The organism is Flavobacteriales bacterium, from assembly GCA_013214975.1.
Taxonomy (GTDB): Bacteria; Bacteroidota; Bacteroidia; order DT-38; family DT-38; genus DT-38.
Map to the genome: position 1 here is coordinate 1 of JABSPR010000249.1, position 3606 is coordinate 3606.

Consider the following 3606-nt stretch of genomic DNA (forward strand, 5'->3'; position numbering starts at 1 on the left):
ACCGTACCTCCATGAAGAATGATTGTGAAACTTGCATCGTCCTTGATCTCTATTCCAAAGAGAGCTTTAGCAAGCTCGATGTGGCCACTACTACTAATAGGTAAAAATTCAGAAAGGCCTTGGATCAGTCCGAGAATAAAGGCTTCTAAGATCGACATGAATTAACTTAACCGTTAGATTTTGGTTTCAGCATGATGGCGTATATCTCAATGCCGTACCCAATTAATACTATTATTGGAGCAAGGGTGATTCTTCTGAAACTAAAAATTTCCGGATTAAATACATTTGGGTCATCAGATCCACCACCAGACATTAGGACAAACCCCAATACTATTACAGCTATACCAATCAACATCCACTTGTAATTCTCTTTTCCGAATACGAATAATTCGTTGTTGTTTTCTTCCATCATTTATTAGTATAATTCTCCTGATTTTAACTTGAGGTATTTGCTTACTGCAAACGTAGTCGACAACCAAGAGATTAATATTCCAACTAAAAGTACCGATCCAAATAGAGAACCGAACATTTCAAAATCACGCAAATTTATTAAATCAGGAATTTCGTTTTGTACCAAATAAATAATTCCCAACAATAAAATTATTGCTATTAACGAACCATAAATGCCATGTAGTATACCTTTTAAAATAAAGGGCCTTTTTATAAACCAGTGGGTCGCTCCAACCAGCTGCATGGTTTTTATAATAAATCTCTTGGAGTAGATCGATAAGCGAATAGTATTGTTGATTAATGCTATTGCAACCAGTAGTAGAAGGCCACTAAAGCATAGCAGGTAAAAACTGATCACCCGAACATTCTCGTTAATCATGTCTATCATCGATTTCTGATATACGACTTCTTTAACACCTTTATTTGCGAGCAACGAATTTTCGATCCAGGCCAAGCTATCGTTATTAGCAAAGTTGGCATTAAGCATTATTGTAATCGATGAGGGTAACGGATTATAATCTCCTAAGAAGGTCACAAAGTTTTCTTCTGGGTCTAAGTCTTTCTTTAAATTTTCGATTGCTTGCTCTTTACTTATATACTTTGTAGATTTTACAAAGTCTTTTGTGTCAAGCGTTTTTTGTAATTGGATGGCATTAACCTCTTTCACATTTTCTTTGAGGTAAACATCCATGCTTACGTTTTCTTTGATAAAAATGGCAAGTCGATCGGATACTAAAATTACTAAGCCGATAATTCCCAGCATAAAAAGAACCAGTGAAATACTCACTACAGTTGACTGTCCTGAGGATTTTAGTTTTCTTTTCGAGTAGATCTCTTCTGCGTTCTCCATCAATGCCTTGTTTGGGGCTCAAAGCTAAGGAAATATTCTCGTTTGCGGATTCGTAGTTGCTGTTTAAAAGCGTATTAAATTCCTAAATTCGCTCTCTATAAAGCGAATTAGAATTATCGATGGAATACAGTCACAAAATTATTGAGGCAAAATGGCAAAAGTTTTGGAAAGAAAACAAAACATACAAAACGTCAAATGAATCTGAAAAAGAAAAATTCTATGTATTGGATATGTTCCCTTATCCATCTGGTGCAGGGCTTCATGTTGGCCATCCATTAGGCTATATAGCATCGGATATCTTCGCTCGTTTTAAAAGACAAAAGGGATATAATGTCCTTCACCCAATGGGGTATGATTCGTTCGGTTTACCTGCCGAGCAGTATGCGATTCAAACGGGTCAACATCCTGCCATTACAACCGAAGAGAACATTGCGACATACCGAAGGCAGTTAGATCAAATTGGTTTTTCATACGACTGGGATCGAGAAGTTAGAACAAGTGATCCGTCATATTACAAATGGACGCAATGGATTTTTATCGAGCTTTTTAATTCATATTACGATACCGAAAAAGACAAAGCAATTTCTATTGATGAGTTGATTATCATTTTTGAAAAGGAAGGAAATGAGTTTGTTAATGCATGTAATACACAAGAAGATATTTTTACCGCAATTGAATGGTCGGCTAAAACGGAAGAAGAGCAGCAAGCTATTTTATTGAATTATCGTTTGGCCTATTTGTCGGATACAATGGTTAACTGGTGTCCCGGATTGGGAACTGTTTTAGCGAACGAAGAAGTTAAAGATGGTAAATCGGAGAGAGGAGATTTTCCGGTAGAAAGGAAATTGATGCGCCAATGGTCATTAAGGATAACTGCTTATGCGGACAGATTACTCAAAGGCTTAGACGGATTAGATTGGACGGATGCTTTGAAAGAGATGCAACGTCACTGGATTGGAAGGTCGCAAGGTGCCTCTGTTCGGTTTAAGATTGAGGGAAGCGAGGAACATATTGGTGTTTTTACTACTCGACCAGATACCATTTTTGGAGTAACATTTATGGTGTTGGCTCCAGAGAGTGAGTTGGTGAATCAAATTACTGCATCAGAATTTCAAGCCAAAGTTGATGCTTATATTGAGCGTACAGCAGCGCGCTCGGAGAGAGAACGAATGGCTGAGGTGAAAAATATTTCAGGGGAGTTTACTGGTGCTTATGCCATACATCCATTATCTGGAGATCGAATTCCTATTTGGATAGGTGATTATGTTTTGGCCGGTTATGGAACAGGGGCTGTAATGTCGGTGCCAGCACACGATAGTAGAGATTATGCTTTTGCAAAGCACTTTGATATTCCTATTGTAGAGGTTGTTTCGGGCGGTAATATCGATGAGGAGTCTTATGATGCTAAGTCGGGTGAGATGGTAAATTCGGATTTCCTTAATGGGCTAGATGTAAATGAGGCAATGAAATCTGCATTGCAAAATTGGAAGAAGATAAAATAGGAAAGGGTGAGGTTAACTTCAGATTGCGGGATGCCATTTTTGGTCGTCAACGATATTGGGGAGAACCAATTCCAGTCTATTTTAAAGGAGATACTCCTTACACTATTGATAAAAGCGATTTGCCGTTAGAGCTTCCTGAGATTGATAAATACCTTCCAACAGAATCAGGAGATCCACCATTGGCAAGGGCTACGGATTGGAAGTACAAAGGGAAGTATAATTATGAATTAAGTACGATGCCGGGCTGGGCTGGTTCTAGTTGGTACTTCTTAAGGTACATGGATGCCCTTAATGATGATGCTATGTTATCGGATGCCTCAGCAAAATATTGGGAGAATATTGATTTGTATTTGGGTGGAGCAGAACATGCAACGGGCCATTTACTATATGTCCGTTTTTGGACTAAATTCTTAAAAGATATAGGCAAGATATCAATCGATGAGCCAGCTAAGAAATTGGTAAATCAAGGAATGATTCAAGGGAGATCAAGTATCGTGTATAAAGATAAAGCGAGTGGAAAGATAATTTCAAAAGGTCTAAAAGGGGATTATGAAACTACTGAACATCGAATAGATATTTCAAAAGTAAAAAATGACATCCTAGATGTGGATGGTTTGAAATCATCACATGCAGATTATAAGGACAAAGAATTTGTCTTGGAAGACGGCAAGTATAACTGCGGTTCTGAGGTAGAGAAAATGTCGAAGCGCTGGTTTAACGTTGTTAACCCAGACGACTTATGCGAGCGGTACGGAGCAGATACATTACGCCTCTACGAAATGTTTTTAGGTCCGTTGGAACAGC

Annotated in this window: 5 protein-coding genes; 2 read left to right on the forward strand and 3 right to left on the reverse strand. The window is 38.2% G+C overall.

The genetic code is table 11. From position 1 onward, the window contains the following. The 3 genes from HRT72_08140 to HRT72_08150 all read right to left on the reverse strand — a co-directional run. Positions 1 to 158: UDP-diphosphatase (locus HRT72_08140; GenBank protein NQY67678.1), on the reverse strand; the 158-nt coding region annotated here is incomplete at its 3' end. An 8-nt stretch (positions 159 to 166) separates the two neighbouring features. After that, the gene (locus tag HRT72_08145; protein ID NQY67679.1) at positions 167 to 409 is read right to left on the reverse strand and encodes a DUF3098 domain-containing protein; all 243 of its coding nucleotides are present in this window, start codon (positions 407 to 409) and stop codon (positions 167 to 169) included. Positions 410 to 415: 6 nt separating this feature from the next. Beyond that, a complete protein-coding gene (locus HRT72_08150; protein NQY67680.1) occupies positions 416 to 1300 on the reverse strand; it encodes a cell division protein FtsX in 885 nt (294 codons plus the stop codon). A gap of 119 nt (positions 1301 to 1419) precedes the next feature. On the opposite strand from HRT72_08150, the gene HRT72_08155 reads away from it, so the two are divergent. Then, on the forward strand, positions 1420 to 2802 hold the full coding sequence (locus tag HRT72_08155) for a leucine--tRNA ligase (protein NQY67681.1): 1383 nt from the start codon (positions 1420 to 1422) through the stop codon (positions 2800 to 2802). Further along, positions 2784 to 3606, forward strand: an 823-nt coding sequence (locus tag HRT72_08160) for a leucine--tRNA ligase (GenBank protein ID NQY67682.1), incomplete at its 3' end; no start/stop codon positions are given. The genes HRT72_08155 and HRT72_08160, both read left to right, overlap by 19 nt.